This is a genomic window from Paenibacillus brevis, assembly GCF_018919145.1.
Taxonomy (GTDB): domain Bacteria; phylum Bacillota; class Bacilli; order Paenibacillales; family Paenibacillaceae; genus Fontibacillus; species Fontibacillus brevis.
Window position 1 is genome coordinate 75,727 of the sequence record NZ_JAHLQJ010000010.1, and the last position, 26,113, is coordinate 101,839.

A 26,113-nucleotide genomic window follows, 5' to 3' on the forward strand; every position below is an offset into this window, starting at 1 on the left:
GCATGCGAGAAATCATAGTAGACAATTTCGCCGGCGGGGGCGGAGCTTCCACCGGAATCGAATTAGCCACAGGGCGCAGTGTAGACATTGCCATTAATCACGACCCGGCAGCTATAGCCATGCACCGTGCAAACCATCCAGAGACGGAACACTATTGCGAGTCCGTATGGGATGTTGATCCGAGGTCAGCGGCTGCTGGAAGGCCAATAGGCCTGGCGTGGTTCTCGCCGGACTGCAAACACTTCTCCAAGGCCAAGGGCGGAAAGCCCGTGGAAAAGAAAATCCGTGGCCTGGCGTGGATCGTGTTGAAGTGGGCAGGAAAGGTACGACCTCGAGTCATTATCCTTGAAAATGTCGAGGAATTCAAAACTTGGGGACCGGTTCGCAAAGGTCGCCCAGTAAAAAGCAAAAAGGGTCAGACCTATGAGCACTGGAAATCTCAACTCGAAAACCTTGGATACAAGGTGGAGAGCCGGGAACTGCGGGCATGCGATTATGGCGCCCCGACTATCCGTAAACGGTTTTTCTTGGTCGCCCGCCGAGACGGTCGCCCGATAGTCTGGCCAGAACCGACACACGGTGACCCAGAGAGCGAAGAGGTAAAGAGCGGAAAGCTTAAGCCGTGGCGGACAGCTGCGGAGATCATTGACTGGTCGATTCCGTGCCCGAGCATTTTTGAGCGCAAGAAGCCTCTGGCCGAAAATACTATGCGCCGGATTGCACGGGGAATCCAGCGGTTCGTGATCGATAATCCACGTCCTTTCATAGTTAGAATCGGCCAAACTGGTTTTGGTGGCGACAGGTTGCAATATCAGTTGGAGGATCCACTGACCACAGTCACTACAAAGGCGGAGCACCTACTTGTTACTCCCATTCTTGGGGTAAACACATCTGGTCATCCCGGTAGCTCGCCAGATGAACCGCTGCGAACTATCACAACAGGTAATCATCATATGGTCGTCAGTCCTACGCTGATAGAGATCGGTTACGGTGAGGGACCGGGACAAGCTCCTAGGGCTCCTGGGTTACAAAAGCCTCTCGGGACAGTGGTGTCAGGAGGAAGAAAGCATGCACTTGTTGAGGCGGTGCTTGCCGTCCCGCATATTACCAAGTTTCGGGGAGGTGCGGTGGGGCATTCGGTAGATGAACCGCTGCATACAGTGACCAGCGGCGCCGGATCTGCTCGGCCCGCAGGTGCCGCTCATGCAATGGGGATGGTTACCGCGTTCTTGGCCAAACACTACGGCGGAAACTACACGGGACCAGGCGCTGATTTGCAGGAGCCAGCGCCGACAGTAACAACCGTCGATCATAACGCACTGGTCACATCACATCTGGTCAAGCTGCGCGGGACCTGCCAGGACGGCCAGCCTGTTACCGAGCCGATGCCAACCATCACAGCTGGCGGTCTGCACGTCGGAGAGGTCCGAGCCTTCTTGCTCAAGTATTACGGCAGTGCCGACAACGGACAGCAGTTGGATGAGCCACTGCACACCGTCACAACAAAAGACCGGTTTGGGCTGGTCACGGTGGAGGGCGTTGATTATCAGATCGTTGATATCGGCATGAGGATGCTTGAGCCACATGAACTGTTTGCAGCGCAGGGATTTCCAGCAAAATACATTATCGACGTGGATGCTGACGGGAAGAAGTATCCCAAGAGCGCTCAGGTTGCCCGCTGTGGCAATGCAGTACCGCCGCCATTCGCTGAGGCGCTGGTCCGTTCAAACCTTCCGGAGATGTGCGTGGGGTCAGGCCAGACTTTGGCATTGGAACGTTACAAGCCAGCAGTTGGGCAGGTGGCATTCAGCCTATGATTATACAGGGCGACAACATGAAGATTATGCCCCAACTTGAGGCCGAGAGCTTCAACACCAGTGTAACTTCCCCGCCATATTGGGGACTGCGAGATTACGGCATTCCGCCGACGGAATGGCCGGAGACAACATATACGCCGATGCCGGGGTTGCCATCAATTACCGTTCCGGCATGGACCGGGTGTCTCGGATTGGAGCCAACACCAGAAATGTTTGTCGCTCATAGTGTGGCTGTCTTTCGGGAAGTATGGCGTCTACTCCGGCCTGACGGGACACTCTGGATTAATTACGGAGATAGTTATGCTGGCGGAGGACCGAGACGGGATGAAGGATTCAACGCCCGGTATCACGGTAAGCACTATCTGTCAGATAAACAGGGAGAGATTGACCGTGTTCGCCCGGGGCGATCGATGCCCAACGGACTGAAGTCGAAAGACATGATAGGTATCCCGTGGCGCATCGCGTTTGCACTGCAAGCTGATGGTTGGTATCTCCGAATGGACAACATCTGGAGCAAATCAAATCCAATGCCGGAAAGCGTTACGGACCGACCAACGAAGGCCCATGAATACTTTTTCCTGTTGGCCAAGTCCGAACGGTACTATTTTGACCATGAAGCGATCAAGGAACATATGGCCCCTTCGAGCTTCGCCAGATTATCGCAGGATGTCGAAGGGCAGCGCGGGAGCAACCGGGGCAACGGCGGCGGGAAAACGAACGGAACCATGAAGGCGGTTGGCAAAGCGTACAGCTTCAAACGGCAGGTAAATGAGGGGGAAGTACCTGGGCAGCCCAAGCAGCACAGGGAGGACAGGGAGGACAGGGAGTATTACGGCTCCCGCAATAAGCGTTCCGTTTGGAATGGCCCGACCGCCCAATTCTCCGAGGCGCACTTTGCTGTATTCCCGGAATGGCTGATTAAGCCGTGCATCATGGCCGGAGCACCAGTTGGGGGGGGCAGTCCTGGACCCGTTCGGCGGATCCGGAACGACACTGAAGGTCGCCCAGGAAAACAACCGGGAATGCACGATTATAGAAATCGGCTCGCAATACGTGGAGATCGCAGAGCGCCGGACCGCAATCATACAGCCGACATTGAACATCTAGTTCTGGCGGCAAGAGGAGGAAGGCGGACTATGCGCCAGCTCACGCACGACCAATGCATGTCGCTGTTATCCAACATTAAATCATCACCACCTGGCGACTGGACGCATGACCTTAACACCATCAGGGAGGGGCCAGCGCGGCTTGTAGAGCGCCTGACCCTGCCCCACGGGCATGAGGTTGTATATTTCAGGCATCCAGACGGCGCGCGGTCATGGCCAGCAGCAAACTGGGATCGGTTCGCGGTGCAGCGAGCGCCGCAGGAGATTGAGCAGATGACGTTATTTTAATCCGAAAGGTTGATAAATATGGACTGGAAACCCTGCGAATTTGAAGTCATCAAAGATATCTACTGGGACAATTGGGGTCGCCTTGTGAAGGTGTTCCGAAAAGGAGAAATCGTTCAAGGCAAGCTCTGGCCTGATGGGACGGTTTCGGCAGAAAGCACTCTGTATGAAGGTGTTACTGATCAAGTAGATACAAAATGTATTTCTCTGTTAGCCATAAGCAAGGAGGATGGGGCATGAAAGCCATAACGATATTACAGCCCTGGGCGACACTAATCGCCCTCGGTGAAAAACATTACGAGACACGCAGCTGGTCCACTAAGCATAGAGGACAGATCGCCATCCATGCGGGAAAGAAGATCGATAAGGAAGCGTGCGAGGTGCCCGAAATCAAGGCGGCTCTCGCCCGGCATGGATATACGGCGGATAACCTTCCGACCGGGGCGGTAGTCGCAATTGCAGAACTTAATGAGTGCTTCAAGGTAATGCGTGATGTGCTGGGTGGTGTGGTCATTTTACAGGCCGACACTCGGGCGACCCATTTTACTACCTTGGATAAAGAGTTTTCCTTCGGATGGTACGATTCGGGGCGGTATGCATTTCAAATGGACGATATTCAGAAGTTGGATGAACCCATACCTGCAAAGGGGCAACTAGGGATTTGGAATTGGAAATGCGCAGGGAGTGAAGCAACTTGAAACAGCAAAAAGTAGTGAGGACGTATCCGCGGAAATTTATAAATCCAACCTTAGATTTAAGAGAGGCCCTAAAGGGCGGCTGGGTAGTAGTGATGTCTAATCCTTTTGATTGTGGGAATGGCGAAAAGGGAACGGAGTACATCCTTGAAAAAGCTGCTGTGCAGAAATAGTCCGGGCCATAGTGCCACATGAGACCCATATTGCGAAGGAAGGTGCTGCTTTGAGTAAAGAGCCGGCTCCGAAATTTGAAAACATTGATGATGTGTTTGCCCTGATCCGCACTATGCCAGATCAAGATAGATTCCGTGCTTTGGGCGTTTTCAATCGGATGCAAAACAAGCGGATTACAGTCCAGCAGGGCATGGAAGAGTTAAAAGATCTATTCTTCAAAAATGGCATTTATGAGCCTTAATGACCCAAAGAGTGAAGGAAGGGCGGTGAATGTCATGTGGGGGGTGTCTCATAGAGCAGACCCTAAAGCCCGAGAGATAGCGGATCGGCATTACAACCGTCAGAAGATCGGTTCGCCGCAGTTTGTACCACCTGGGCGCTGCCTCGTCCTTTACGCCGAAAACCAATCAGGACGAGCATTATGGGTGACATCTTATCCATTTGCGGAGTACGTAAAGCACGAATGGGCTGGCGCGTGGATGTGTTCAGCTTTTAGAAATGAGGGAGCTGGCGAAGCATCAAAAATGATTACACAAGCCGTGGCTGCCACTCGTTCATATTTCGGAGATCCTCCACCGTTGGGCATGGTTACATTTATCGACCGCCGAAAAGTTAAGCCTACGATGGTGCGAGGCAAAGAGACTTGGGGATATACCTGGATTAAAGCAGGATTTGAATATGCAGGTGAGACAAAGGGTGGACTCATGGCCTTGCGATTGAGGCCCGAGCATATGCCGCCGCCAGATGCAGCTTATGGCACTCAACTGCAGATGTTTTAATGCGTAGTTCGAACTTTAGCGAAGGAAGGGAAATTACATGAATCAAGTACCTGTAATGGCCTTGAGAAATAAGAAGGAGCCAGATAGATATTTAGCGGCATCACCAGATGTGGGCGATTGGAGCCACGAACGGCTTGATGTGACGATTGACGATATCGAATGTGCATACCTCATAGCAAGAAAAGACCTGACTCAACCGACCTTAGAAGACTTCGAGGAGCAGAAGCGTTGGCATGCCGCGCACAAGCAAATAATGATAGCCGAGTATGGACAAGATGCCATCATTGGACTGGATTTCGAAGATGTATGTGAAAACTATGAACCAGCTTTCTTAGGGATCACAAGAAAGCAGTACAGAGAAGCGTTTGAAATCCAACAGCAATAGGAGGCACGACAATGCTGGACAACGGCCTTAAAACCGAACACTGGACGCCGGAGCAAGTCGCTGAGCATTGCAAGCGCATAGGGGCAGACGGACCACCACCGCCCCGAAAGCAGACGGACAATACGATCACGGCCTCTCAAAAGGGGCACAACGGCAAATATATCAAGAAGTGGGGGACGGGGAGATGAGTAAGGTGCGAGCAGATCAGGTCAAGCACGCACTCGCCAACCGCCACACAGACGACCTGTTTCTCACTGAGGTAAAGACCGGCCAGACGTGGAATAACAAAGAGCTTCTAAAGTTCGACGCTCTGGCCATGAAACGTAGCTGGGCAAACCCCTGCATAACTGGTTACGAGGTCAAGGTGAGTCGTAGTGACTTTACACGCGATACCAAATGGCCGGGCTACATGGCTTATTGCAATAAATTCAGCTTTGTCTGCCCGAAAGGGTTGATCACAAAGGATGAGCTTCCGGATAATGTTGGATTAATCTATTACTATCCAGACACCGGAGCCCTGCGATCAGAGCGCCCAGCCAAGCATCGGATGATTGAGATACCGACAGAGATGTACATGTACATGCTCATGTCCCGGATTGAGCCGGACAGGCACCCGTTTTTTAGCAGCCAGCGAGAGATGATGCAGGCTTATATAGCGGACAAAACGGACCGGGCGAGGCTTGGGAAAGTTGCCGGGTCGAAGTTGGTCACCGAGATCCTTGAGCTACGGAAGAAAGTCGAGGATGAAGACTGGGAGAAGAAACGGCTTCAAAGAGATTCCGAGCTGGTGCAGGAAGTAAGGGAACTGTTATCCGAATATGGCATCCGCTTGGGAGCCTGGAATAACTGGCAGGACGACCTGAAGCAGCGGCTCTCGACAGGAGTAAATCCGCAGGTGATCACGACGCTGACTAAGATAGTGAGTGAGGCAGAGCGCCTGCAGCAATTGATCAAGCCAGCGGCAAGCGAGTAAGTGTCAAATCCACCTGAAATTATTCCAATAATTATTCCGAGAGGGGAAACGAACATGGCAAAAGCAGAGAAGTTCCACACTGAGGCATTAGACGAAACATATGACCTTCTTAGAGATATGATCAACGCGAATCATGTTAGATTCAAAGATTCGGAGTTTCTGATCCTCATGAAGCACGGGGGCTGGAAGTCCAAAGGTAAGACGGTGTTCGGTAAGTTCAAGGTCCTGGGTGACGACCTCAGAAGCACGTGGGATAAGGACGCCATCTTGTATCTCAATGCCGACATGTGGAACAAAATGAGCAACCCGCAGCACCTGTATGTACTGGATCATGCGTTGTTCGGCCTTGATGTAAAGTGCGATAAAAACGGAAATGTGCTTGAGGACGCAGATGGTCGCCCGTTGCTCAAGACAGTACCGCCAGACATCGAGGCGTTTGTAGAGGTTATCAAGCGGCATGGTACCACGACCGAGGATGTGAAGCGCCTAGCCTTGGCAATTAAAGAGGTCAACCCTGATCAAATGACGATTGAAGAGGCAACAGCAGCAGCGTCTGGACAAGATCATGCAGAGCCGCGCGAAGGAGTGCGGGGCAAGATCCATTCGGACGGAACTGTAGATCTGGAGGACGAAAACCAGATGACCCTCGACGAAGCGCTGGAAGACGCGGACGGCGATCCGATGAGTCACGTGGATGACGTAGATCCCGATGACCTGCCGTTTTAGTTTGGCTCCCCGGCTTCGGTCGGGGAATCCCCTCACGATGGAGGTGAGAGCGTTTGGAGCAGATGAGCCTTGGGGATGACTTTTTGCCCGAATTAGACGCAAGAGAGACGAAGAAAGCCGTCATTGAAGCATTTGATAAATACAGGAAGTGCAAATACCTCACATTTGAAGAGCGAGAAGCAAGCATGACAGCGAATTATAGCGACCTGCCGCGAGGTGGAGGAATAAGCGATCAAACATCTAGCATTGCGGTTTACAACACGGACAAGAATGCCGCTAGAAGGGCTTATTGCGAAAGGATCGAGAGGGCAGTGGCTAGGCTCCCAAGAATGGAAAGGTTCCTAATTGAGCGCAGGTATATGGCTGCAGATAGCGACTATATAACTGACCAGAGGGTGTACAATCACGAATTTCAACCTGAGATCAGCTGGACCCTGTACAAAAAATATCGATGGGAAGCATTTTACAAATTGGCATTATACTTGCGCATTCATGTTGTAGCAAAGAAAAATGAGGAAGGTGAAAATGATGGCGATAAGTAAAGAAGAACTACCATTGAGTCTAAACCCTCAACACATAAAGGAAATATTAGAAATGGGTAGGAGACAAACTTATGAGTTTCTGAATGACAACCCGCCATTCCCAGTGCATCGAATTGGTGGTAGGGGTGAGTTTAAAATCCCTCGCGATCCATTCTTTAGATGGTTTGAAGGTGGGGAGCAAGAATAGAGCAGGGGCAAATGCCCTTGCTTTTTCTTTTTCTTGGTGTTAACATAACCGCAAAAGCTGTGGTTGGATTCATGTCCTTTTTGGTAGGGCTCTGGTAGGTTTTTGGTAGGAAACTTGGTGGATTCATTGGAAACAAGAAGACACCGAACAGATCGAGAATCAACTGAAATCCCAATAAACTCAGGGGTTTAGGGCATGAAAGGATACTAGATCATAACTACAGGAAATAAACAATTTAATGGTTTATCCTTCGGGGCAGGGTGAAATTCCCTACCGACGGTGATGGCGTCGTCAGAAGCACGAAAGTGGACGGCGCACAAGTCCGTGACCTGTATACAGCAGTTGGTTGTATACGGCTGAGCCGGTGAGATTCCGGGACCGACAGTATAGTCTGGATGGGAGAAGGAGACGCATCAACGAAGCACATCGTTTTTTTTCGTATATGTGTAATTAAGTTGAAGTGTAAATTATTGCTGGAAAGTTCTGTTTTTCACATAGTGGAAAAGGGACATTCCTGACAATAGTTTATTTGCGTACACTCACTCTCAACCCTGCCGGATGCCGGCAGGTTTTTTTGTGCTATTACACATGAGCAAAGGAGGTGGAAATGTGATCGGACTGAATGACGAATACTATATGGAGCTGGCGATTCAAATGGCCGAGCGGACGCAAGGGCAAACAGGAGTCAATCCTGTCGTCGGCGCTGTGGTCGTCAAGGATGGGGCAGTGATAGGTATGGGAGCGCATATGCAGCGAGGAACGCCGCATGCCGAGGTACACGCGTTGAATATGGCTGGCAGTGCAACTGCTGGCAGCACAGTATATGTCACGCTGGAGCCCTGCAGCCATCATGGATTGACTCCTCCCTGTGCTGAGCGGCTTGTCCATGAACAGGTAGCTCGTGTGGTTGTTGCCTGTGAGGATCCCAACCCGCAGGTTGCCGGCCGGGGAATTAAGCTCCTTGAAGAGGCAGGCATTATAGTTAAGGTAGGTGTTCTTAAGGAACGTGCGATCAAGCTGAACCGTTTCTTTAATAAATTCATTACTACTGGGATGCCCTATGTGACGGTTAAGACGGCCTGTACCTTGGACGGCAAGATCGCTTCTCGAAGCGGAGACAGCAAATGGATCAGTAATGAAGCATCGCGAGCGATGGTCCACACGATGCGGCACCGTCATCAAGCAATTATGATAGGCGCAGGTACGGTAGCAGCGGATGATCCGCAATTAACGACCCGACTGGAGGTTCCGGGTATTCAGCCGGTCCGGATTATCGCTGACTCCAAGTTGTCTATGCCTTCGGAGAGCCGTGTATTAAATGACGGTCTAGCCCACACCATAGTGCTGACGACTGAAGAAGCCGATCATTCTCGGATGAAAGGGCTGCAGGGCCGGGGGATTGAGGTTCTGATCTGCGGAGCAGGTGCTCAGGTTGACCTGAACCAAGCCTTGAAGCAATTGGGAGCACGGGGAATCTCTTCGATCCTGGTCGAGGGAGGCGGTCGTCTTAACGGCTCGCTATTGGAGCTGGGCCTGGTGGATGAGATGATTCTATTCCTCGCACCGAAGCTGATTGGGGGATTTCAAGCGCCGGGGGCGTTCACCTTTGCGGGCTGGGACCGCATGGAGGAGGGTATCCGGCTCAAGGATCTTGAGGTGGAAATAATCGGCGGCGACAACATTTGCGTAAGAGGGATCCCTGAGCGAAAGGAGGAGAACCGTGTTTACGGGACTGGTTGAAGAAGTAGGAACGATGAAGAGTATTGGGCGTAAGGGTGAAGCGATGCTTCTGGGCATTTCAGGAACGGTTGTGACTGAAGGATTGAAGCTCGGCGATAGTATTGCGGTAAACGGAGTATGCCTCACGGCTGTCTCTTTTGATAAGGGAAGCTTCACCGTGGATGTGATGCCGCAGACTTATCGTCATTCCAATTTGAAGGAGCTAAGACCGGGAAGTCCGGTGAACCTGGAGCGTGCCATGGCGGCAAACGGACGCTTCGGCGGACATATTGTCCAGGGCCATGTTGATGGAACTGGAAAGATTACCCGAATTCAGCGGGACCAGAATGCGGTGATCTACGAGATTGAGCCTCTTGATGAAAGTATATTCAGATATATTATCCCTCAGGGTTCTATTGCAATCGACGGTATTAGCCTAACGGTGACTATGGTTGAGCATGGCCGGTTTGGAGTGTCGATCATTCCGCATACACTGGCTGAGACGGCGCTTGTTCATAAACGGGAGGGCGATACGGTAAATCTGGAATGCGACTGTATCGGGAAATATGTAGAACATTTACTTAAGTACGGCAGGATGAACGGTAGTGGCGGTGCTCCTGATCGTCGAGCCGAATCCGCCATTGATATGTCCTTTTTGAATTCTCATGGATTTGTATAAGTCGGGATCAAGAATGGGTTGGAAGGAGATGCAGAGATGAGTGATATACAGCTGGACCGTGTTGAAGAAGCAATCTATGAGCTGATGCGCGGAAAGGTCATCATTGTGGTGGATGACGAGGACCGGGAGAACGAGGGGGATTTTGTCGCACTTGCCGAAAAAGCAACCCCCGAGGTCATAAATTTCATGATCACTGAAGGTCGGGGACTAGTCTGCTTGCCGATTACGGCGGAGCGGGCAGAGGAACTGGAACTTCAGCCGATGGTAGCACAGAACACGGATTATCATGGGACCGCATTTACGGTGTCGATAGACCATAAGGACACGACTACAGGAATCTCGGCGCATGAACGTGCTATGACGGTCAAGCAGCTTATGAACCCCGAGACTAAAGCGGCAGACTTCCGGAGACCGGGGCATATGTTCCCGCTGATCGCCAAGAAGGGCGGCGTGTTGCGCCGGGCTGGTCATACCGAAGCGGCTGTCGATCTGGCCAGAATGTGCGGCTCCTACCCGGCAGGTGTTATCTGTGAGGTTATCAAGCCGGATGGGAGTATGGCCCGCTTGCCGGACCTGGTAGAGATTGCGAACAAGTTCGACCTGAAGCTGATCAGTGTCAAAGACCTGATACATTACCGGAACGAGAAGGAAAAGCTCGTTACCCGGGAGGTCGAGGTTCGGATGCCTACGGATTACGGTGAATTCAGAGCAGTAGCTTATACGAATGAAGTAGATAGCAAAGAGCATGTTGCCTTAGTAAAAGGCGATGTTAGCGGGGAAGAACCGGTGCTGGTGCGCGTTCATTCGGAATGCTTGACCGGTGACGTATTCCATTCGCACCGCTGTGATTGCGGCCCGCAGTTTGAAGCGGCCCTTCGTCAGATTGAGCAGGAAGGAAGAGGCGTGCTGCTCTATATGCGCCAGGAAGGACGGGGAATCGGCCTGGTTAACAAATTAAAGGCCTATAAGCTGCAGGAGCAGGGACTGGATACGGTCGATGCCAACCTGAAGCTTGGATTCCCGGCAGATCTTCGGGACTACGGGATCGGTGCGCAGATTCTTAAAGATCTTGGAGTTACGAATATACGCCTGTTGACCAATAATCCCCGGAAGATTACCGGACTAGAAGGATACGGTCTTCAAGTGGTTGAGCGGGTCTCCCTGCAAATTCAGGAGAACAAAGACAATACAGGCTACCTGCACACCAAGCAGCTCAAGCTGGGCCACCTGCTGGAATTTGATGACCTGGAGCAAGATGAATCAGCAAATAACTAATAAGAATTGAAGAAGGGATGAGTTCTTAATGACACAAATGCAAGTATTCGAAGGAAATCTGGTATCGAGCGGACTAAAATATGCCATCGTAGTTGGTAGGTTTAATGAGTTTATTACAAGCAAGCTGCTTAGCGGAGCGCTGGATGCATTGAAGCGCCACGGGGTAAAGGATGAGGAAGTGAGTGTGGTATGGGTTCCTGGAGCCTTTGAAATCCCGTTTGCCGCCCAGAAGCTGGCCGAGAGCGGAAAATATGATGCGGTTATTACGCTGGGGACTGTAATCCGAGGTTCAACCTCGCATTATGATTATGTCTGCAATGAGGTTGCCAAGGGTGTCGCGGCAATCGGTCTGAAGACAGGCGTTCCGACGATCTTTGGCGTCGTGACGACCGAGAACATTGAGCAGGCCATTGAACGTGCCGGGACGAAGGCCGGGAACAAGGGCTGGGACGCAGCCACGGCGGCGATTGAAATGGCAAACTTGACGAATCAGCTAAAATAATGCTTATTAAAGTAGTACCCATGTAATTTTGGGTACTACTTTTTATTTGTTTAATGTTATAATTTATGGATGCAGACAAGCTCACAAAGTTGGAGGAAGTTCATTGACGACGGTATTATATAAACTGGAAACTTTCGAAGGACCACTTGATTTGCTGCTGCATCTGATTGATAAAGCGGAAATCGACATCCATCAAATCTCGATTAGCGAGATTACAGATCAATACCTTGAATATCTACATAATTTGCAGGAGCTCGAACTGGAAGTGACGAGCGAATTTTTGGTGATGGCAGCTTCGCTGTTGTCGATCAAGAGCAAGCAGTTGCTTCCCAAGCCTCCTGTTATCGAATTTGACGATGATTACGAGTATCTGGAGGATGAGGATCCAAGGGATGAACTGATCCGCCAACTGATAGAATACCGTAAATATAAGGGGATAGCGGAGCATTTACACGAACGTGAATGGGAGCGCAGCCTGATTTTTTCCAAGGAGCCTGAGGACCTTTCCCCATTCCTGCCGGAGATCGAAGAGAACCCGGTGAAGGGGCTGCATGCATCCGACTTGATTGCTATGTTCCAGAAGGCCATCCGGAAGTCGATGAAGCGCAATGTCGTGGCAAGGATTCATCGGGATGAAATCTCGGTCAAGGACCGGATAAAGGAAATATTGAATGCCCTGGAGGATGTGGGGGTCGGCGGAAGGCTGCTGTTCTCCAAGCTGCTGCATGAGGAAATGTATCGGCATGAGATTGTCGTTACCTTTCTCGCGGTGCTGGAGCTTATGAAGATGAAGCGAATTGTATGTTATCAGAACAAGTTGTTCGATGATATTGTCATGGAGTGGAGAGGGGAAGTCAAGGCAGATGAATTTTCAGGACTTGAAATCGATTATTGAAGGCTTGCTGTTTCTTGCGGGAGAGGAAGGCCTCAGTATCAAGCAGCTTGCGGAGGTTACGGAGCAGCGTCAGGAATTAATCACCGACGCGCTTACAGATATGAAGTCATCGTTCGAGCGTGAAGGAAGAGGTATTCAGATCCTGCAAATCGCGGGCAATTACCAGCTTGCAACCTTGCCGCAGCATGCGCATTATTTTGAGAGACTAGCTTATTCGCCTTCCCGCTCAACATTGTCCCAAGCTGCTCTGGAGACACTATCCATCATTGCCTACCGTCAGCCGATCACACGAATTGAGGTTGAAGAGATCCGCGGCGTGAAATCGGAACGGGCCATTCATACCTTGGTCAACAAAGATCTTATTGAAGAGGTGGGGCGGGCGGAAGCCATCGGCAGACCAATCTTGTACGGTACGACAAAAGCCTTCCTTGATTACTTCGGACTGGCGAGTCTGAAGGATTTGCCGGACTTGTCCGATTTTGAGACTACCGACCAGCTGGAAGAGGAGACTCAGTTATTGTTCCAGAGACTTGAGGAGCAGCAACTGACCATTGACGACGTGGACAAGCCTGGCGGGGAAGCTTGAAGTTTTGCTGCTTTGTATAGAAAAATCAGGAAAAAGCCGATTCCTCAAGAGAGGATCGGCTTTTTTTGTTCCCTGCACGCAGAAATTAGTAGCAATCCTGCTTATACTGCTGCGCACTTGATCGTAGCTTCATCCAGCCACAGAATCGCCGTGACGCCGCGCGGGTAATATCTGCTTCCGCAAATGACCCCGGCCATCATCTGGTCGCTCCAGCTCCAATAAGCGTTCTTCTCGGAGAGCAGCCAACCGGCATGCGCGGCATCGGAGGCGATACCTTGCTCATCCCAACGAAGACCGAAGATCTTCCGAGCGATGAATTGGCACAGATAGATTTTGCTGAGCCAGGAATTGTTGCTGGTGGATGACAGCTTCCAGCCGCCGTCTTCGAACAGGCAAATACCTGGCTTAAGCACGGTCTCCAGGTGGGTAGACAGCGTTCTGAGATATTCGCCGAACCGCCCTTCCTCGCTCAAGGCTTCCTCGCAATCCGTATACAGCGCATAGACAAGCCCTTCGATCGCAGGAATAATTTTGGAGTCGTTATTTTCTTTAATAACGGCAGGGATATATCCTTCCGGCTTCATCTGTGCCGTGATCGTCCGAGCGCAAAGCTCGGCCTGCCAGCCGGCGATCTCTGCCAGTTCTCCGCGCCCATTGTCCCGCAGCAGGCGTTCCATTGCGATATATGCGGCCCAGATTTTTCCGCCCAGATAAATATTGTTCCGTGCTTGCCCAAGCGAGATATCGAGGCTGTCGTAGGTCGTTATCTCCGCGCCTCCCATGGTGCGGGAGCTATCCAGTCCCATCATGCCGTTGCGCTGCTCCGGCTCCGGATGATCCCGGTTGACCATACTTTCCAAGCATTGCTCGAAGATAGGGAGATTTCGTGCGAGCCAATCCGTATCACGGGTCTGGGCGACGTAGACTGAAGCGCAGAGCACCCAGTTCACCAACTGCTCATGCGTCATATGCGAGAAGCAATCGTCGAGTCCGTGCAGCTCGTAGGCGGAATGACCCGGACGGGAAAAGGCATTGGCAACCCCCATGTCGTGCGTAAAGCTGATGCCGCCGGGATAGGCGCGATCCCCGCCAGGGAAATACACAGTATCCTGATAGCTGTAACGGCTCGTGAATAAATCCAGTTCATTTTTGACCGTCCACGGGTTCATTTTCAGCTCGAAAAACAATTGGTCGATCGTCAGATCGAACGTGTTCATCATCCGGTATTCACCTTCATTGACGATCCAAAGCGGTTCCCCATGATGCTCTAGAAATTCAGTCGAACCGTAATAGCTGCGGACAGCATGAGCCAGCATAAACTTCTGATCCTCATTTAGATGGGGCGCGTCAAGAAATTCCTCCGATTTGCGGGCCGTCTCCAGCTTCTGGTCAAAATGGGCAAGCGCGTAACGGGCTACATCTTCAATATTGGAGAAGTATCTGGTGTAGTAATAAGACGCATCTATTCCTGTCGTCACATAGCCGCCCCGGTAGAAACAGAGGGCAAAACGGTAAGTCGCTTTTTCGCCTGCCGGCGTATCCATAAGCAAGGCCCCGACCGGCCCGAGTCCGAAGTGGAGATTCTCCGGCACCTTGGGCTGTAAAATCTGCTCGATCGTAAAGAAGCCCGCGCTTGTCACTCTTGGATCCTTGCTTGCAATCGCTGTATGGCGTCCCTGGCCGATGCCGCAGATTTCTCCGTCGGTCGTGTCCTCCAGCCGGCGCACCGCGCTATATGCATCGATGCTATGGAAGCCGAAGAAGGCTTTACGGGATGAGGTTCCGCTCGTATTATCCACCGTGATTTCCGCAAAGACAGCCGGGAGAAGCGCGTAGCGAAGCTCCTCATCTCCTGCTGCCTTCGGGTCCGGAATCCCTTCAAACGGCGAGATCAGGCGGAAGGTAAGATCCCCAGCCTTCCACTCATCAAAGGCAGGCCCGAACTGGCGCGAGATTTCCTGACGGTCAAACGGGACGATTAGCTTGTCCGTCTTGGACTTTTCCTTGTGCTCGGCGTCTTCATCAGCGGAGCGGTCTTCTGTCGTATACCGGTCCCGCTCGTCGAGTCCTGTTCCGAAGAACGGCAGGGCACGATATCGGTCCTGGCCATCCTCCTGCAGTCCGATATATATATTCTGGTTGGGCGGGCTGCCGAGCTCCAGATCGAAGCCTCCGCTTTTGCCCGGATAACCTAATGTGAAACTGGCAAACGCCCCCATAGGGGAATGATGGGAGTTGAAAAATTTATACTTATCCAAGATGATTCCCTCCTGTTCATAAAGTCGATCCTGTGTTAGTTTGATTGTAGCAAGGTCTATGAACCTATCCCATATCCAAACCGTCAAACTATTTACCCAAATTGAGCATCACCTTGCAGGGATAGCAAGCAATGGTTAGGGAGGCGAAATAATTGAATCTCATTGCAGAGCATCAAGTTGCCGAGCATCAAGTTGCCGAGTATATGCTTCCGGACATGGATTCCACATTCAGGCTGTTCGCTGCTCACTTGAGGACTGTAACGATGGGCTGGTCCTATCCACGCCACAGTCATCCCCTCTTTGAAGTGAACCTGGTGCTGGAAGGCGAGCAGGAGATGATAGTCGCAGGAAAGCGCTATGTTCAAAAGCCTGGAGATTTCCTTCTGCTGCCCCCCGAAATCGTTCATGAGACTTTGAGCGTGCGGTCGGAGCAAATGACTTATTATTGCCTTCACTTTAATGTCGACGATCGAAGCCTCTGGGAAATGCTGTGCAGGAGAGAGGATTTCCTGCACCTGTCAGACAGCAAGCTTGTCAACCTTATCCGGCCATGTCTGGACAAGCTGATTACGCTGACCACGCCAGACATCGACAACAGACCAGCAGATAAAATGAGGACGATGTCTGCCGTATTCGAACTGTTTGCAGGCTTAATCGACGGATTAACGATGCTGGAGCATCCGGGCTCTGCCGGAAGCAGAATAACGAAAATTGCCTCGGAGATTGCCGCGGAGCTGGAGCGCAGCGTCGCAGTTCCGGACCTGTGGCCAGATCCCGGCAGGGAAGCAGTCCGGGAAGAGGATAGGATCGCGGAGAGGTCGAGAGAGACGGTGGCTGCGATAACGGCGGGCTTCGGTTATAGCCCATCTTCGTGCAATCGCATATTCCGCAGCGTTTACGGCATGTCACCGCGCCAGTATTTATCGGCTTTGAAGCTGAAGAAGGCCAAGCTGCTGCTAATGGAACCGGATATGACGGTGGAGGCCGTCTCGATGCGGCTCGGATACAAGGATATCGCCCATTTCAGCCGACAATTCAAGCGCTGGACCGGCGAATCGCCAGGGAAATTCAGGGGCAGATTTCATCTTTAACGGAGAGGTGACGGATTCTAGTGAAGAGACCGAGACGGTGGTTCACGCTCAGAAACCAAATTTTTGTGGGTTTTATGCTTGTTATGCTGTTCGTGTTGGGGATTGCCAGCGTGCTCACCTACTCAAACGTATCAACGATGCTGAAGTCCAATGCCGAGAAGCATATCGGACAGACGGCAATACAGGCGAATGGGCGACTTGACGCCTTGATTGCCCAAATCGATACGATCACGACTCAAATTGCAACGAACGAATATATTCAAGAATTACTGCTCTCCGAAGTCGAAGGGGCAGAAACGCCTTTCAGTGCGCGGCAATCCTTGCTGTCGATCCTGGGAAGCTATCAATCCTACGTCACCGGAATCAAAGCGCTTGAGTTATACAGTAACGATTATCAGCGGCTGTTCCCCTTGAACGATATCCCGCTTACCGACACTATTGACCAGGAATGGATCCTGGCGGCAGACCGGGGAAAAGGAGAGCTTGTCTGGCTGGGCATAGATCCAGGCGACTCGTCTTCAGTGCTTGCGTTAAAAAGGGTGAGTCTGGTAGACCGGTGGTTCTCGTCGGGGGGATTTCTCATGCTGCGCTTGGATAAAGCTTATTTTCAGTTTGATGAGCAAATCGGCGGGGAAGCAGGCGAATCCATCCTGCTGGTCGATACGAACCAGCAACCGATTACGACCAATTTCAATCTGGATTCCGGACTGGATCTGGCTCAGCTGCTGGGTAACAAAGAGAAGAATATTTCAATTAACGGAAGCGATTACATTGAGGTGAAGCAATACTCGGAGACCACGGGCTGGACGCTTGTATTTTTTACGCCCGTAAGCTATGTTACGAATGGCATTTCCACCTTGCGTACAGCGATATTGGTTTCTGGAGCAATCGGTGTTCTGCTCTTCCTGATTATGTCGCTGATTCTGTCCACAATGATCACACGCCCGATTTTTAAATTGATCAAGGCGATGAGGGGGGCGAGATTCGGAGTTCTGCAGCCTAACCCGATGTTCTCGAATACGATGGAGATCAATGAATTGAACAATTCGTATAATCAAATGGTTGAAAATATGAATGAATTGATACGGGTAGTCTACGAAAAAGAGATTTTGCAGAGCCGAACCGAGTTGAAGGCGCTTCAGGCCCAGATCAATCCGCACTTTTTGTTTAATACACTAGAAGCTTTTTATTGGTCGCTTGAGGAAAAGGGGGAAGAGGAGCTTGCGAATCTTGTGGTCTCCATGTCCAGTCTGTTCAGATATACGATCAGCACCCCCAATCAGGATGAATGGGTGACGATCGAAGATGAGCTGGCACATATTCGACGGTATTTGCAACTGATGGATATCCGGCTGGCCGACCGGTTAACCTGGTCGATCGATGCTTCTGAATTTAAACACCTCAAAATTCCAAAGCTGCTGATTCAGCCGCTTGTGGAAAATGCAATCAGGCATGGGGTGGAAAATATGGAGGGGCCGGGAGAGGTTATAATCAGCGTCGAACCTGCGAATCGTGATGGTTACGTCAGAATCACCGTCCGCGACAACGGACCGGGCATGGAGGAGGATACGCTGAGAGGTCTGTGGCAGGCGATGGAAGGGGGCAAAGTAGTGTCTTCCAAAGGAACGGGAGTCGGGGTTGTCAATGTAAGACAGCGTCTTCGTCTGTATTATGACGGCGTCTCCGGGGGGAGACACGAACTGGAAGTGATCAGCAGGCCGGGAGAAGGCACTAGCGTAAGCTTTGAGATTCCAAGCGAATATGGAGGACCATTATGATTGAGAACCGGACGATACTGATCGTAGAAGACGAAATTCGTACAAGACAAGGGTTTTCAAAGACACTGGAGGCTTGGTCCGCCGGGCGGTACCGGATTGAGTGCGCGGAGAGCGGCCAGGCGGCATTGCTATGGCTGGAGCATCATCCTGCCCACTTGCTGGTTACGGATATCCGAATGCCGGGCATGACCGGGCTCGAACTGATCGAAATGCAGCAGCGACACAAGCACTGCAATCCGGTTGCGATCGTTATTTCGGGTTATGCCGAATTCGAATATGCTCAAAGGGCGATGCAGCTTGGCGTGGTTAATTATTTGCTCAAGCCTGTGGACAAGCATCAACTGGTACAGGCTGTTGAGCAAGCCTTGCTGATCGAAGACAGCCGCTATCGCATCGAGACGATGGAGAAGCTCATTGATCCGCATCTGCTGGACACGAAGACAACCCGCGTCAACTACAATCCGCTTATCCGTGATGCGCTCGTATTTCTGGACGAGCATTTTCATGAACCGATTACGATGCGGCAAGTGGCGGATATGCTTCATCTGAATCCCAGCTACTTCAGCGTATTGTTCAAGGAACAGACCGAATTGACCTTCAGCGAGTATGTCAGCCGGCTCCGCATGCAGCGGGCCAAGGAGTTGCTGCTTCACAGCGGATTATCCATCGCTCAGATTGCCGAACGTGTAGGCTATCAAAGCGACAAATATTTTATTAAAGTATTCAAAACCTATGAGGGATTAAGTCCAAGCAAATACAGAAGCCAAAAAAAGTAGAATAATAACTAATAAAAGTGAACTTTTGAAAGCGTAATCAGGATGATACAGTTGATTTAAAGCGTTTCCATATAAACGCGAATTGATGGGAGATGTAATAAGTGACGGCAAAGAAAACGACATCGATCCTTTTGATTGCGCTTTCGATAATGCTTGCGCTTGGAGGCTGCGGCAATCCGGCAGAACGCGCTGGAGCCCTTGAAGACAAGCACGGGGATACAAAAAAAGTAACGATCAAGATGATGCATTTGTGGCCTCAGGACGTATCCGCACAGCAATATAAGCTTGTTAACGAGATCATTGACCAATATCAAAGCGAGCATGCACATGTAACGATTCAGCAGGAAGTGCTGGAGAATGAGCAATACAAGAACAAGCTGAAGATCCTGTCCGCATCCAACGAGCTTCCTGACGTAGGCGTCACCTGGGCGGCCGGATTCATGGATCCTTATGTCAAAGGCGAGCTGTTTGCGCCGCTGGATGATTTGCTGAGCGGAGGTCTGAAGGACAAATTCTTTCCGGGGACGACCGACGCCTACGCCGTGGACGGGAAGACTTACGGCTTGCCGATTGAACTGAATATTTCGCCGGTTTATTATAACAAGGCTATTTTCGAGAAGTACAATCTAGAGGTACCGCAAACTTACGATCAATTTTTGAGCATCGTTGAAAAATTATCCAGCAATGGGGTGACCCCGATTGCTTTAGGCAATAAAGACCGCTGGACGGGCTCGTTGTGGTATATGTATCTGGCCGACCGTTTGGGCGGACCTGAGACTATGAAGAAGGCCATAGACCGCTCAGGCACGTTCGAAGATCCTGCGTTGATCCAAGCCGCTGCGGAAATTCAAAGGCTCGTAGATATGAATGCTTTCAACAAAGGATTCAACGGGCTGTCCAACGATGAGGGCAAATCCGAATTCATGAATGAAAAAACGGCCATGTACTTGACAGGAACCTGGGAAATTCCGAATTTTACATCTAATCCTGAGGTGCCTCAGCAATTCAAGGATAAGGTAGGCTTCTTTAAGTTTCCGACCTTGGACAGGGGCAAGGGAGATATCAACAGCTGGGTAGGCGGGCCGGGCGTCGGTTTATTCATCGCCGAGAATTCCAAGGTAAAGGAAGAGGCAAAGGAATTCGTTGAATATTTTATCGATAAGTGGGGGGCCAGCTCGGTAAGCACGGCAGGCGTTATTCCGGCGACCAAGGTAGATACCTCTTCGTCCGATCTGCCGCAAATATATATCGATCTGTTGGACGAATTGGGCAATGCCAGCAACCTGACGCTGTTCGCCGATGTGCAGATGAAACCGAACGCCGCCCAGACGCATCTGAACATGATTCAGGCTTTGTTCGGCAAAGCCATTACACCGGAGCAATTCGTCAAAGAGCATGAAGCTGCTTTGGAGAAAGGCTATTAGAAGTATTTGTCTCGGGTTAAAGAAGACAGGTTCGCTTGGATTGGAATTAAATCTCACTACAGGAGTCATACTAAGCCTAGATCACAATCTGATACAGGCTTGGAGGGCTTTCCGTGTCGCTATGGGACTGGCTCGGAGTCATCCTGATCGCATTACTGATGGTGCTGTTTTTGGCGATGATCCTAGTCCTGAGGTCCACGATCACCATTCAAATGAAAGCCCGCAAGAGCAATCAGGATGAAACGATAAAGATCGAAGTTACCATGCTGTTCGGCATCATTCATTTTCACTATATCATTCCTCGGATGAGCTTCAGCAACCTGCGAACGGGATTGAAGGTAGAAAATGACCATGCCGATAATTTGTTTTCAGGTCATACGAACAGTGAAAAGCAGCATATTAACAAGGAGAAAATTGACCAGTGGAGTGAACGGGTCAGGCAGATTCTTCAATCCACAGAAGGGCTGTTTCCATGGTTGAAAACGACGTTAAAGAAAATATCTTTCCAGCAGTTTGACTGGTCAACCAATGTGGCGTTGTCGGATGCAGCCGTAACAGCGACATTAACCGGTACGCTATGGGCCATCAAATCCACGTTAGTAGGCTGGCTTAGTCAATATATTTCCCTAAGGCAGCAGCCGAGGTTATTCGTTGTCCCCTTGTTCAATAGCCCGCCGATATTTACCACCGAATTGAGCTGCATAGCCAAAATTCGCTGCGGACATGCTATATATGCTGGACTGGTACTCATAGTTCGCGTGCTAAAAGTGAAAGGAGGAATGAGGAAATGGCTGAACATCCTATTCAAGGGCTCATGAAAACAGCGATGGAGAACATCAAGGAAATGGTCGATGTGAATACTATCGTGGGTGAAGCAGTGCAGACGCCGGACGGAAGCAGTGTAATTCTTCCAATCAGCCGCGTCGGCTTCGGATTTGCTGCCGGAGGCAGCGACTTTCATCTGGATGAGAACCAGACAAGCAACAACGGAGAGGCGAAGCCCAGACCTTTCGGCGGAGGTAGCGGCGGCGGCGTATCCATCAATCCTATTGCCTTTCTGGTCGTGGGCAAAGAAGGCGTGCACATCGTTCCTTTAGATAATCAAACACACTTGTTCGAAAAATTGATCGACTCCGTACCCTATGTAATGGACAAGATCGAATCCATGATCCCTGGCGGGAATCATGTGGTGGTTACTAATCAAAGGGCAGCAGAATCTGAAGCGCCTTTACTGTAATCGAACAAGCTGGTCCCTTTCCGGTGATTCGGGAGGGGATTTTTTTAAATCTACCGGATAGTCTGCTCTAAGCTCAAGAGAGCTTGGACATACTCTCCTTAAGAAGGACATATAATTCACTAGAACCACTCGGAGGAATAGAAGATGAAGATCACTATGCAGCTAAGAAGAATCATCCAATATATCATCATTCTGGCGCTTGTCATTCCCCTGTGGGGGATAGCGGAGGGACATATCCGTGCTGCTCCTTCAACGAATGCTCAGGCAGCGGCCCTTATCGATGTGGAATCGGGCAGAATATTGTTCAGCACCCGCGGAGATGAGGAGCTTCCAATCGCAAGTCTGACGAAGATCATGACAGCTATTGTAGCGATTGAGCACGGGACGATGAGCGATAGGGTAAAGGTCAGCAAACGCGCCTATGGCAAGGAAGGCTCTTCCATTTACCTTCATCTTGGAGAAGAGATGAGTCTGGAAAATCTGCTCTACGGATTAATGCTGAGGTCGGGGAATGATGCGGCTACTGCAATAGCAGAGCATGTAGGCGGCTCTGAAGAGGGTTTCGTTCTGCTGATGAATAAGAAGGTTGAGATGCTGGGGCTGCAGCATACGCAATTTCAGAATCCCCATGGACTTGATGCCATCGGGCATTACTCCTCTGCTAACGATTTGGCCAAGCTGACGGCCTATGCCATGCATAACCCTGTATTCAAGGAGATTGTTCGCACCCCTTCACGTAAAGCGCCGAATCCGAATGATCCCTGGGATTACAAGTGGGACAACAAAAATAAAATGCTCCGTCTGTACGAAGGTGCCGATGGGGTGAAAACAGGATATACGAAAATTGCAAGACGCTGTCTGGTCAGCTCGGCCACCCGTAATAATCAACAGCTTGTTGCTGTAACGATCAATGACGGCGACGACTGGAATGACCATCGCAAGCTGCTTGATTACGGATTTGAGCATTACCCGCAGCAGACATTAATTAAAGCAGGGCAAGCGGTTCAGAACGGATTGAAGGCCGGAATCACCTTTAGTTATCCTTTGAGCGCGGAAGAGGCAAGGATGGTTGAATTCCGGTTGAAGGAACAGATGTCCAGCAGCAGGTTATTCGGCTATCGGGGGGAGATTCTGATCAGGCTGGGTGACCGGGAGATCGGGATTGTGCCCGTCTACGATGCAAGGGGGATTCTGGGAGATGGTTAATAAAATCTGGCTTGGCTTGATTTTAATCGGGTTTATTTTCGCGGCGATTAAAGGGGATATTCAGATTGTAACGCAGGCTGCTTTTGAAGGAGCAGCCACCGGTGTGACGGTATGCTTCGGTTTGATCAGCGTGCTTGTATTCTGGATGGGCATCATGAAGCTTGCCGAGGATTCAGGACTGGTTCGGGCTATTTCCCGAGTGCTCGGGCCGGTCGTATCTTATTTATTCCCGGATGTTCCGAAGAACCATCCTGCCATGGGTTATATTCTGTCCAACATGAGCGCTAATCTATTGGGGCTAGGGAATGCAGCCACCCCCATGGGAATAAAAGCGATGCAGCAGTTGCAGGAGTTAAATCCGGACAAACAGTCCGCTTCCCCGGCAATGTGCACCTTGCTGGCGCTTAACACGGCAAGTATCACTTTGATTCCAACGACATTGATAGCCATCCGGTTAAACTTCCATTCAGCCAATCCCGCTGAAATTGTAGGTTCAACGCTGCTGGCGACTGCTATTGCGACCTTTGCCGCGATTGTCGCGGACCGATGGTACAGAAAGCGCTCTGCCTGGACAAAGCCGCCCGTGTCTCCTCCTAATGAGGCATCCTATACACTGAAAGGGTGATAGATCTTGCTGGATTGGATCAACATACTCTCTAACTGGGCGATTCCTGTAATGATAGCTTTTATTCCGCTCTATGCTTCTTTTAAAAAAGTCCCGGTATATGAGTCGTTTGTAGATGGCGCTAAGGATGGCTTCTCCACGGCGATCGGTATCATTCCCCATCTTGTCGGAATGATGGTTGCGATCAGCGTATTCCGCGCCTCCGGTGCCCTGGAGTTCTTCACAGGCTGGCTGTCGCCGCTGCTGGCCCGCCTGTCGGTTCCGTCCGAGGTGCTGCCGCTGGGCATTTTGCGTCCGCTGACGGGTACGGGATCATTGGCATTTACCACGGACTTGATCAAGACCTACGGACCTGATTCCATGATCGGAAGAATTGCTTCAACGATTCAAGGAAGCACAGACACCACGTTATATGTGTTGACGGTTTATTTTGGCGCAGTGGGTATTCGAAACGGCAGATATGCGCTGAAGGTCGGACTATTCTCCGATATCGTCGGCTTCATTGCCGCGATTGCCGTGTGCTTGCTGTTGTTTGGCTAAAATACATAACGAGTCCCCCGCTATTGTGATTTTGACTTCCAATAGGTATCATGGGTATGAGGTGACTTATTAATTATGGAAGAAAGACTTCAGAAAATACTTGCGGGTGCGGGCGTGGCTTCACGGCGCAAATGCGAGGAACTGATCCTGGGCGGGAAGGTTCAGGTGAACGGCGAAACCGTCACGGCCCTGGGGACGAAAGCTGACCCGGACGTAGATGAAATTACAGTAAATGGCAAGGCCATCGGTACGGAGAAAAAGATGTATCTGGTATTTAATAAGCCTAAAGGTGTTATTACCAGCGCTTCGGACCCGCAGGGCCGCAAAATTGTCACCGATTATTTGAAGGGGATTACCGAGCGGCTGTATCCGGTAGGCCGCCTGGATTATGATACGGAAGGTCTGCTTCTGCTGACCAATGACGGGGAGTTCGCTCATCTGCTGACTCACCCCAAGCATCATGTGGCCAAGACTTATTTGGCCACGGTTAAGGGAGTGCCGCATGGAAGCGAGCTGGACAAGCTAAAGAATGGCATCATGCTTGAGGATGGAATGACTGCACCCGCAGAGGTGGAGTATCATGACATTGATTCGGAGCAGAGGCACTCCACGATCTCCATCACGATTTATGAGGGGCGTAACCGTCAGGTCCGAAGAATGTTTGAGGCTATTAATCATCCGGTAACGAAGCTGAAGCGGATTTCATTTGGAGACTTGTTCCTGGGGAACATGAAGAGGGGATTGTTCCGCCACTTAACCAAGGATGAAGTAGAGAGCTTGGTGAAGCTTGCAAAGCAAGCGGGCAAATCATCTGCGGGGAAGCCTGCATTGAAGTCGCCGGCTGATTCGCATGCTAAAGCCGCAGAAGAATTTAAGCCTAAGCCTAGGCCGAAGGCAAGACCAGCAACGAAGTCGGCAAATGATCGAATCACGCCGGCAAGACCGGCATCAGGAAAGCCTGCTTCAACCAAGTCGACCGCAAAACCAGCGCCGAAGCAAGCGGCAAGATCATCATCAAGACCAGCTTCCAAAGCAAAGCCGGCGGGTAGAGCCGGGGCAAATGGCTCGAGAAGTCGTAAAGCGGGGGACTCACGGCGGCGCGGAAAATAGTAAAAATATAAAAAATAATTCAAACATCTTATTGTTTTCTGTCCAATTACAGGAGATAATAAGGTGTTTTTTATTCATGACACACAATATTCAAAATTTCCCCATCTGAAAGTATGTCGTTTTTCGTTATAATGTTCATAGGATATTCACGATTTGTCCATTGATTTTATGAAAAACATCATAGATAGGAGAGGAAGCGCATGGGGAAAGCCCGACGCCCTGTTCAAATTGTGATTTTATTATTCATTATTGTTCTGGGCGGATACGCAATCGGCTCAACGGTATTCGGGGATCACAAGGGAAGGCCAACCCAAGGGAGCACATCTCCTGACTTTAAACTGCTTGGAATGGATGGAAGCGTTCACAGCTTGAAGGAGTACAGGGGAAAGGCTGTAGTCATTAACTTCTGGGCTACCTGGTGTACGTACTGCGTCAGCGAGATGCCTGCACTGCAAGCGCAATGGGAGAAATGGCGGGATCAGGATGTCGTTATGCTAGGCATCAATACAGGAGAAGACCGCTTGACGGTGGATCGTTTCGTTAAGCAGGTCGGCGTGGATTTCCCGATTCTGCTGGATTCGCAGAATGAAGCCGTCCAGAAATATGGAATTGTTCCAATGCCGACAACTTTTTTCGTCGATAAGAAGGGCAGCATTGTCTCTATTCATGAAGGCGAGCTGGACTTGACGATGCTGGACGAGCAAATCGGAAAATTAGTAGAGCCTTGATACGACAGGAGGAGC

29 protein-coding genes, 1 pseudogene and 1 riboswitch are annotated in these 26,113 nt (G+C 50.7%); of the genes and pseudogenes, 29 read left to right on the top strand and 1 reads right to left on the bottom strand.

Annotation, left to right across the window (positions count from 1 at the left end; genetic code table 11):
* Positions 1–2: 2 nt before the first annotated feature.
* The 18 genes from KQJ23_RS12785 to scpB all read left to right on the top strand — a co-directional run bounded on the left by KQJ23_RS12785 (position 3) and on the right by scpB (position 13,325).
* Entirely contained in the window at positions 3–1,817 is a 1,815-nt protein-coding gene (locus tag KQJ23_RS12785) for a DNA cytosine methyltransferase (protein WP_216479275.1), read from the top strand.
* On the top strand, positions 1,814–3,211 hold the full coding sequence (locus KQJ23_RS24190) for a DNA-methyltransferase (RefSeq protein ID WP_430522298.1): 1,398 nt from the start codon (positions 1,814–1,816) through the stop codon (positions 3,209–3,211). Before KQJ23_RS12785 ends, KQJ23_RS24190 begins: the two co-directional genes overlap by 4 nt.
* An 18-nt stretch (positions 3,212–3,229) precedes the next feature.
* Positions 3,230–3,448 carry a hypothetical protein gene (locus KQJ23_RS12800; RefSeq protein ID WP_216479277.1) on the top strand — a complete coding sequence of 73 codons (219 nt, stop codon included), beginning with the start codon at positions 3,230–3,232 and terminating at the stop codon, positions 3,446–3,448.
* A complete protein-coding gene (locus KQJ23_RS12805) occupies positions 3,445–3,906 on the top strand; it encodes an ASCH domain-containing protein (protein ID WP_216479278.1) in 462 nt (153 codons plus the stop codon). The genes KQJ23_RS12800 and KQJ23_RS12805 overlap by 4 nt, the downstream gene beginning before the upstream one ends.
* Positions 3,903–4,076, top strand: coding sequence for a hypothetical protein (locus tag KQJ23_RS12810; RefSeq protein WP_216479279.1), 174 nt, complete (start codon positions 3,903–3,905; stop codon positions 4,074–4,076). Before KQJ23_RS12805 ends, KQJ23_RS12810 begins: the two co-directional genes overlap by 4 nt.
* Before the next feature lie 50 nt (positions 4,077–4,126).
* The gene (locus KQJ23_RS12815; RefSeq protein WP_216479280.1) at positions 4,127–4,318 is read left to right on the top strand and encodes a hypothetical protein; all 192 of its coding nucleotides are present in this window, start codon (positions 4,127–4,129) and stop codon (positions 4,316–4,318) included.
* A 283-nt stretch (positions 4,319–4,601) separates the two neighbouring features.
* Complete coding sequence (locus KQJ23_RS12820; protein ID WP_216479281.1) at positions 4,602–4,856, top strand: hypothetical protein; 255 nt, start codon at positions 4,602–4,604, stop codon at positions 4,854–4,856.
* A gap of 37 nt (positions 4,857–4,893) precedes the next feature.
* A complete protein-coding gene (locus KQJ23_RS12825) occupies positions 4,894–5,241 on the top strand; it encodes a hypothetical protein (protein ID WP_216479282.1) in 348 nt (115 codons plus the stop codon).
* An 11-nt stretch (positions 5,242–5,252) separates the two neighbouring features.
* Complete coding sequence (locus tag KQJ23_RS12830) at positions 5,253–5,429, top strand: hypothetical protein (RefSeq protein WP_216479283.1); 177 nt, start codon at positions 5,253–5,255, stop codon at positions 5,427–5,429.
* Positions 5,426–6,214 (top strand): MmcB family DNA repair protein, encoded by a 789-nt coding sequence (locus tag KQJ23_RS12835; RefSeq protein ID WP_216479284.1) that lies wholly within the window; start codon positions 5,426–5,428, stop codon positions 6,212–6,214. Before KQJ23_RS12830 ends, KQJ23_RS12835 begins: the two co-directional genes overlap by 4 nt.
* Before the next feature lie 54 nt (positions 6,215–6,268).
* Entirely contained in the window at positions 6,269–6,940 is a 672-nt protein-coding gene (locus tag KQJ23_RS12840) for a putative metallopeptidase (protein WP_283571179.1), read from the top strand.
* A 62-nt stretch (positions 6,941–7,002) separates the two neighbouring features.
* Complete coding sequence (locus KQJ23_RS12845) at positions 7,003–7,482, top strand: ArpU family phage packaging/lysis transcriptional regulator (protein WP_346779398.1); 480 nt, start codon at positions 7,003–7,005, stop codon at positions 7,480–7,482.
* 429 nt (positions 7,483–7,911) lie between these two features.
* A riboswitch (FMN riboswitch) is annotated at positions 7,912–8,080 on the top strand.
* 198 nt (positions 8,081–8,278) lie between these two features.
* A complete protein-coding gene (gene ribD / locus KQJ23_RS12850) occupies positions 8,279–9,409 on the top strand; it encodes a bifunctional diaminohydroxyphosphoribosylaminopyrimidine deaminase/5-amino-6-(5-phosphoribosylamino)uracil reductase RibD (RefSeq protein WP_216479287.1) in 1,131 nt (376 codons plus the stop codon).
* Positions 9,390–10,067 (top strand): riboflavin synthase, encoded by a 678-nt coding sequence (gene ribE, locus KQJ23_RS12855; RefSeq protein ID WP_216479288.1) that lies wholly within the window; start codon positions 9,390–9,392, stop codon positions 10,065–10,067. Before ribD ends, ribE begins: the two co-directional genes overlap by 20 nt.
* 36 nt (positions 10,068–10,103) lie before the next feature.
* A complete protein-coding gene (locus KQJ23_RS12860; protein ID WP_216479289.1) occupies positions 10,104–11,342 on the top strand; it encodes a bifunctional 3,4-dihydroxy-2-butanone-4-phosphate synthase/GTP cyclohydrolase II in 1,239 nt (412 codons plus the stop codon).
* A 37-nt stretch (positions 11,343–11,379) separates the two neighbouring features.
* The gene (ribH, locus tag KQJ23_RS12865) at positions 11,380–11,844 is read left to right on the top strand and encodes a 6,7-dimethyl-8-ribityllumazine synthase (RefSeq protein ID WP_216479392.1); all 465 of its coding nucleotides are present in this window, start codon (positions 11,380–11,382) and stop codon (positions 11,842–11,844) included.
* Positions 11,845–11,947: 103 nt separating this feature from the next.
* Complete coding sequence (locus tag KQJ23_RS12870) at positions 11,948–12,739, top strand: segregation and condensation protein A (protein WP_216479290.1); 792 nt, start codon at positions 11,948–11,950, stop codon at positions 12,737–12,739.
* Entirely contained in the window at positions 12,708–13,325 is a 618-nt protein-coding gene (scpB, locus tag KQJ23_RS12875) for an SMC-Scp complex subunit ScpB (protein ID WP_216479291.1), read from the top strand. The genes KQJ23_RS12870 and scpB overlap by 32 nt, the downstream gene beginning before the upstream one ends.
* Positions 13,326–13,426: 101 nt before the next feature.
* Here the strand turns inward: scpB and KQJ23_RS12880 are convergent, their stop codons facing one another.
* Positions 13,427–15,544 (bottom strand): glycoside hydrolase family 52 protein, encoded by a 2,118-nt coding sequence (locus KQJ23_RS12880; protein ID WP_216479393.1) that lies wholly within the window; start codon positions 15,542–15,544, stop codon positions 13,427–13,429.
* A gap of 191 nt (positions 15,545–15,735) precedes the next feature.
* On the opposite strand from KQJ23_RS12880, the gene KQJ23_RS12885 reads away from it, so the two are divergent.
* From KQJ23_RS12885 to KQJ23_RS12935, 11 genes and pseudogenes are all read left to right on the top strand, one after another.
* Positions 15,736–16,674, top strand: a complete 939-nt coding sequence (locus KQJ23_RS12885) for a helix-turn-helix domain-containing protein (protein WP_249529732.1) — start codon at positions 15,736–15,738, stop codon at positions 16,672–16,674.
* 20 nt (positions 16,675–16,694) lie between these two features.
* The gene (locus KQJ23_RS12890) at positions 16,695–18,452 is read left to right on the top strand and encodes a sensor histidine kinase (protein ID WP_346779393.1); all 1,758 of its coding nucleotides are present in this window, start codon (positions 16,695–16,697) and stop codon (positions 18,450–18,452) included.
* Positions 18,449–19,228: a response regulator transcription factor gene (locus tag KQJ23_RS12895; protein WP_216479292.1), complete on the top strand. Its 780-nt coding sequence runs from the start codon at positions 18,449–18,451 to the stop codon at positions 19,226–19,228. Before KQJ23_RS12890 ends, KQJ23_RS12895 begins: the two co-directional genes overlap by 4 nt.
* Positions 19,229–19,377: 149 nt before the next feature.
* Positions 19,378–20,652, top strand: a complete 1,275-nt coding sequence (locus KQJ23_RS12900) for an extracellular solute-binding protein (protein ID WP_216479396.1) — start codon at positions 19,378–19,380, stop codon at positions 20,650–20,652.
* Between the two features lie 113 nt (positions 20,653–20,765).
* A complete protein-coding gene (locus KQJ23_RS12905) occupies positions 20,766–21,470 on the top strand; it encodes a DUF2953 domain-containing protein (RefSeq protein WP_346779394.1) in 705 nt (234 codons plus the stop codon).
* On the top strand, positions 21,440–21,889 hold the full coding sequence (gene ytfJ / locus KQJ23_RS12910) for a GerW family sporulation protein (RefSeq protein WP_216479293.1): 450 nt from the start codon (positions 21,440–21,442) through the stop codon (positions 21,887–21,889). The genes KQJ23_RS12905 and ytfJ overlap by 31 nt, the downstream gene beginning before the upstream one ends.
* A gap of 144 nt (positions 21,890–22,033) precedes the next feature.
* The gene (locus tag KQJ23_RS12915; RefSeq protein WP_216479294.1) at positions 22,034–23,095 is read left to right on the top strand and encodes a D-alanyl-D-alanine carboxypeptidase family protein; all 1,062 of its coding nucleotides are present in this window, start codon (positions 22,034–22,036) and stop codon (positions 23,093–23,095) included.
* Positions 23,088–23,720 carry a nucleoside recognition domain-containing protein gene (locus KQJ23_RS12920; protein WP_216479295.1) on the top strand — a complete coding sequence of 211 codons (633 nt, stop codon included), beginning with the start codon at positions 23,088–23,090 and terminating at the stop codon, positions 23,718–23,720. Before KQJ23_RS12915 ends, KQJ23_RS12920 begins: the two co-directional genes overlap by 8 nt.
* Positions 23,721–23,726: 6 nt before the next feature.
* Positions 23,727–24,260, top strand: coding sequence for a spore maturation protein (locus KQJ23_RS12925; RefSeq protein ID WP_283571180.1), 534 nt, complete (start codon positions 23,727–23,729; stop codon positions 24,258–24,260).
* 75 nt (positions 24,261–24,335) lie between these two features.
* Positions 24,336–25,055: pseudogene (locus KQJ23_RS12930) on the top strand (pseudouridine synthase); the annotation flags it as partial.
* 515 nt (positions 25,056–25,570) lie between these two features.
* Complete coding sequence (locus tag KQJ23_RS12935) at positions 25,571–26,098, top strand: redoxin domain-containing protein (RefSeq protein ID WP_216479297.1); 528 nt, start codon at positions 25,571–25,573, stop codon at positions 26,096–26,098.
* The last annotated feature ends 15 nt before the right edge of the window (positions 26,099–26,113 follow it).

Coding starts and splice junctions, on each gene's coding strand:
- KQJ23_RS12785 (WP_216479275.1), top strand. CDS start 3: ATGCGAGAAATCATAGTAGACAATTTCGCCGGCGGGGGCGGAGCTTCC.
- KQJ23_RS24190 (WP_430522298.1), top strand. CDS start 1,814: ATGATTATACAGGGCGACAACATGAAGATTATGCCCCAACTTGAGGCC.
- KQJ23_RS12800 (WP_216479277.1), top strand. CDS start 3,230: ATGGACTGGAAACCCTGCGAATTTGAAGTCATCAAAGATATCTACTGG.
- KQJ23_RS12805 (WP_216479278.1), top strand. CDS start 3,445: ATGAAAGCCATAACGATATTACAGCCCTGGGCGACACTAATCGCCCTC.
- KQJ23_RS12820 (WP_216479281.1), top strand. CDS start 4,602: ATGATTACACAAGCCGTGGCTGCCACTCGTTCATATTTCGGAGATCCT.
- KQJ23_RS12825 (WP_216479282.1), top strand. CDS start 4,894: ATGAATCAAGTACCTGTAATGGCCTTGAGAAATAAGAAGGAGCCAGAT.
- KQJ23_RS12830 (WP_216479283.1), top strand. CDS start 5,253: ATGCTGGACAACGGCCTTAAAACCGAACACTGGACGCCGGAGCAAGTC.
- KQJ23_RS12835 (WP_216479284.1), top strand. CDS start 5,426: ATGAGTAAGGTGCGAGCAGATCAGGTCAAGCACGCACTCGCCAACCGC.
- KQJ23_RS12840 (WP_283571179.1), top strand. CDS start 6,269: ATGGCAAAAGCAGAGAAGTTCCACACTGAGGCATTAGACGAAACATAT.
- KQJ23_RS12845 (WP_346779398.1), top strand. CDS start 7,003: ATGAGCCTTGGGGATGACTTTTTGCCCGAATTAGACGCAAGAGAGACG.
- KQJ23_RS12860 (WP_216479289.1), top strand. CDS start 10,104: ATGAGTGATATACAGCTGGACCGTGTTGAAGAAGCAATCTATGAGCTG.
- ribH (WP_216479392.1), top strand. CDS start 11,380: ATGCAAGTATTCGAAGGAAATCTGGTATCGAGCGGACTAAAATATGCC.
- scpB (WP_216479291.1), top strand. CDS start 12,708: ATGAATTTTCAGGACTTGAAATCGATTATTGAAGGCTTGCTGTTTCTT.
- KQJ23_RS12880 (WP_216479393.1), bottom strand. CDS start 15,544: ATGGGGGCGTTTGCCAGTTTCACATTAGGTTATCCGGGCAAAAGCGGA.
- KQJ23_RS12895 (WP_216479292.1), top strand. CDS start 18,449: ATGATTGAGAACCGGACGATACTGATCGTAGAAGACGAAATTCGTACA.
- KQJ23_RS12900 (WP_216479396.1), top strand. CDS start 19,378: ATGCTTGCGCTTGGAGGCTGCGGCAATCCGGCAGAACGCGCTGGAGCC.
- ytfJ (WP_216479293.1), top strand. CDS start 21,440: ATGGCTGAACATCCTATTCAAGGGCTCATGAAAACAGCGATGGAGAAC.
- KQJ23_RS12915 (WP_216479294.1), top strand. CDS start 22,034: ATGAAGATCACTATGCAGCTAAGAAGAATCATCCAATATATCATCATT.
- KQJ23_RS12920 (WP_216479295.1), top strand. CDS start 23,088: ATGGTTAATAAAATCTGGCTTGGCTTGATTTTAATCGGGTTTATTTTC.
- KQJ23_RS12935 (WP_216479297.1), top strand. CDS start 25,571: ATGGGGAAAGCCCGACGCCCTGTTCAAATTGTGATTTTATTATTCATT.